3 protein-coding genes are annotated in these 2934 nt (G+C 60.8%); 1 reads left to right on the top strand and 2 read right to left on the bottom strand.

Annotation, left to right across the window (positions count from 1 at the left end; translation table 11 throughout):
* Window positions 1-226: 226 nt before the first annotated feature.
* Window positions 227-739 (bottom strand): OmpA family protein, encoded by a 513-nt coding sequence (locus tag BLT09_RS33250; protein WP_091600658.1) that lies wholly within the window; start codon window positions 737-739, stop codon window positions 227-229.
* A 10-nt stretch (window positions 740-749) separates the two neighbouring features.
* Window positions 750-1409, bottom strand: a complete 660-nt coding sequence (locus BLT09_RS33255; RefSeq protein WP_091600659.1) for a L,D-transpeptidase — start codon at window positions 1407-1409, stop codon at window positions 750-752.
* Window positions 1410-2117: 708 nt separating this feature from the next.
* Between BLT09_RS33255 and BLT09_RS34565 the strand changes: the two genes are divergently transcribed.
* Entirely contained in the window at window positions 2118-2759 is a 642-nt protein-coding gene (locus BLT09_RS34565) for a hypothetical protein (protein WP_167366605.1), read from the top strand.
* Window positions 2760-2934: the final 175 nt, after the last annotated feature.

A 2934-nucleotide genomic window follows, 5' to 3' on the forward strand; every position in this document is an offset into this window, starting at 1 on the left:
CTTCAGAAGTCTCCTCCCAATGCCGAAGTAGCGACCCATCCGGGGCCGCCTGCCCCGCGATCGGAAATGTCTGCCCTGGCGCAATAAGATGTCCAGGGTGGTCGCCGGCAGCGTCTGCTATCCGGCAATCGCAAAGATCGCCTCAAGGGCTGCCATGCGCGCAAAGCAGCCATGCCGCCGTCGCGTGTGAGACTCTGCTTCGGGTCGCAAGCAGAACAGCAGCCCCCTACGGCTCGTCCCTCAAATCGCGCAAATTAGACACAACGCGGCGGTTCTGCGACCTGCAAGCGGTGTCGGGGCAGTCGCGGACGAGCCTGTCCTTGCCGTAGCCCTTGGCCCACATGCGGTTGCGGTCTATGCCGCCGGCGGCGAGGTAGTCCATCACCGCATCGGCGCGCTGCTGCGATAGCGCCGTTTCACTTGCGCCGGGATCGTCGGCGAAACCCTGCAGCTTGAGCAGCCAGCGCGGATGCTTTGCTAACCAGGCGATCTGGGTGTCGAGGGTGGCCTTGGCGACAGAATCGAGCGCGGCCGAACCTTGCGTGAAATAGGTGCGGCGGCCGACATTGAGGATAAAATCCTCCTCGCTGCCCGGCTGCACGTTCTGGAAGCCGGCAACCTCGGTGTTGGTGATGTCGGGCGTGGAAGGGGCCAGCGTGTTGCTGGTCGAGCAGGATGCGGCCAGCACCAGCAGGCCGGCGGCGAGCAGCCGGCGCGTGTTTTCAATCATGCGGTTCATGAGGCGCCAGTCATTCGACAAGGGTGGAAGCGGGCGCCTGGTCGGCGATGTGCGGCAGGACCTGCACCGCGGTGCCGATCGGGCAGCGCTGGTAGAGGTCGATGATGTCTTCCGGGAACATGCGGATGCAGCCGCTGGAAGCGTCGGTGCCGATGCTCCATGGCTCCAGCGTGCCATGCAGGCGGTAGCCGGTGTCGGCGCCGTTGCGGTGCAGATAGAGCGCGCGCGGCCCGAGCGGATTGTTGGACGCGCCGCCTGCGACCATGTGCGGTAGGTCCGGCTTGCGCTTACGCATTTCGGGGGGCGGGACCCATTGCGGCCACAGCGCGCGGCGGTCGATCGTCGCGCGGCCGTACCATTTGAAGCCGTCCTTGCCGACGCCGACGCCATAGCGGATGGCGGTCTTGTTTTCCATGATGACGTAGAGGAAGTGGTGGCGAGTATCGACCACGACGGTGCCGACCGGCTCGCTGCTGAAATACTTGACGATCTGGCGATGCCATCTCTTGTCGATCTTGGCGAAGTTGGTCTTGCGATAGACAAAATTGTTGTCGCTGGCGGTACCGGCGAAAAAGGATTTTGCCGCCGCGGCTTGAGCAATATTGCTGGTTGCACCCACCGCGACCAGCGCCAGGCCGCCGAGCACGACACCCCTGCGTGATAAAACCATCGGCAATATTCCCCCCCATGCCAAAAGCCTGGCGGACCATAGTTGAGAATTACTTCGCCTCAAAGTGGAAAATGCTGCGTTGCTTCAGTCCGCCGATGTCCGGACATTCGGCAATTTGGCGGCGAGTGACCGAATTGTGACAATCTTGCCGAGGACGAACGTCTAACCTAAACCCATCCAGGACCTTAACCAAATTGGCGCGACTGTTTGGGACCGAGCGTAGTTGCGCTATTGCGCTATCCGGACGTGTGGGCAATGCCCACCAGCAGATTCAAAATCTTGCGGGGGCCGTGCGCCTCATAGATGCCGATCCAAACCAGGGCGTTGCTACTGCCGCGGCCGCGCTGGGGCTGTCCTATTCTTCGCTCTATCGACTGTTCCGGAACCTCGTGGGCCTTTCACCAAAACGATACGCGGGCGTCATGCCTATTATCGACTAGTTGGGGCTCTGCTGGCCGACGCGCCCGCCGGCGGACTGGCGCAATTGGCCGCCAGCAAGGCTATTTCGATCAAGCCCATGCGAGCCGCGATTTCCGGCGTTATACAGGCATCGGGCAAGCCGAATTCCGGCGCCATTTAAACGGAATTGCCAAGTTGATGAACACTCTTTGAACATCTGCACAATCGCGTAGGCGCATGCAGCCTGTGTCGACGGCTCTGTCGCTCAGGATGCGCCAGCGGCGGCATGCTCATCACAGGAGATATAAAATGGCCGACACGACAACACCGCACACCGCGCTTCTCGCGGCCCTCACGACAGAGCATTTCGTGCAGCAATCGGCGATCAGCGCAACCATCAGCGAAATGGCGTCGCGAACGACCATCTACATCATGTCTCTATCGAGCGCTCTAGTGGCGACGGGCTTTGTCGCGCAGTCGCCTGAATTCCTTCAGCCGTTTCTCCTAGCCGTGCTGCCATCGCTCTTTTTGCTGGGTAGCTTCACCGTCTTAAGGTTGATCGATATAGCCGCCGAGAACATGCAGGCCCATATCGGCATCGCCCGGATCAGGGCCTACTACCGAACGCTGGGGGAGGATGCTGCTTTTCAGTTTTCCAAAGAGTTCGGCCGTTGGCCAGAAAACGACGCCGAACCGTCGCTGCGTGCCGGGCCGCTCCTGGCGCATCTGACCACAGCCGCGACGATGATCGCTTTCGTAAATGCCATTGTCGCGGCGGCGGGCGTGACCCTTCTAGCACTATATGTCGGATCAGCGTTGGCGCCTGCACTGTGCCTTGGTGCCGGCACAACAACCGGCTTGATGATACTATTCTATTGGTACCAACGCCTTCGAACGAAAGGCATGGTCCGTCTCGCCAAAGCTTATGGCCCTGAAAAGAGCGTTCTTTGAGCGGGAGGTCAATGCAGTCGGGGTGATACAGCGCATCCGGGCTTTTGGCGGCGAGACCGAGCTTGTTGTTCTGCTGGCGCCGGCGCAACGCACGCCAGACTTTCCGCAACGCCTTCTGAACGGGGTGGGCTGCCATCCCAGTGCGGTTGACAGAAAAAAGTGACAAGAGGTCAAA

The sequence above is a fragment of the Mesorhizobium muleiense genome (assembly GCF_900099905.1).
Lineage (GTDB): Bacteria > Pseudomonadota > Alphaproteobacteria > Rhizobiales > Rhizobiaceae > Mesorhizobium > Mesorhizobium muleiense.

What these genes read in the sequence shown, in the direction of transcription:
- BLT09_RS34565 (WP_167366605.1), top strand. Translation starts at nt 2,118, where the DNA reads ATGGCCGACACGACAACACCGCACACCGCGCTTCTCGCGGCCCTCACG.
- BLT09_RS33250 (WP_091600658.1), bottom strand. Translation starts at nt 739, where the DNA reads ATGAACCGCATGATTGAAAACACGCGCCGGCTGCTCGCCGCCGGCCTG.
- BLT09_RS33255 (WP_091600659.1), bottom strand. Translation starts at nt 1,409, where the DNA reads ATGGTTTTATCACGCAGGGGTGTCGTGCTCGGCGGCCTGGCGCTGGTC.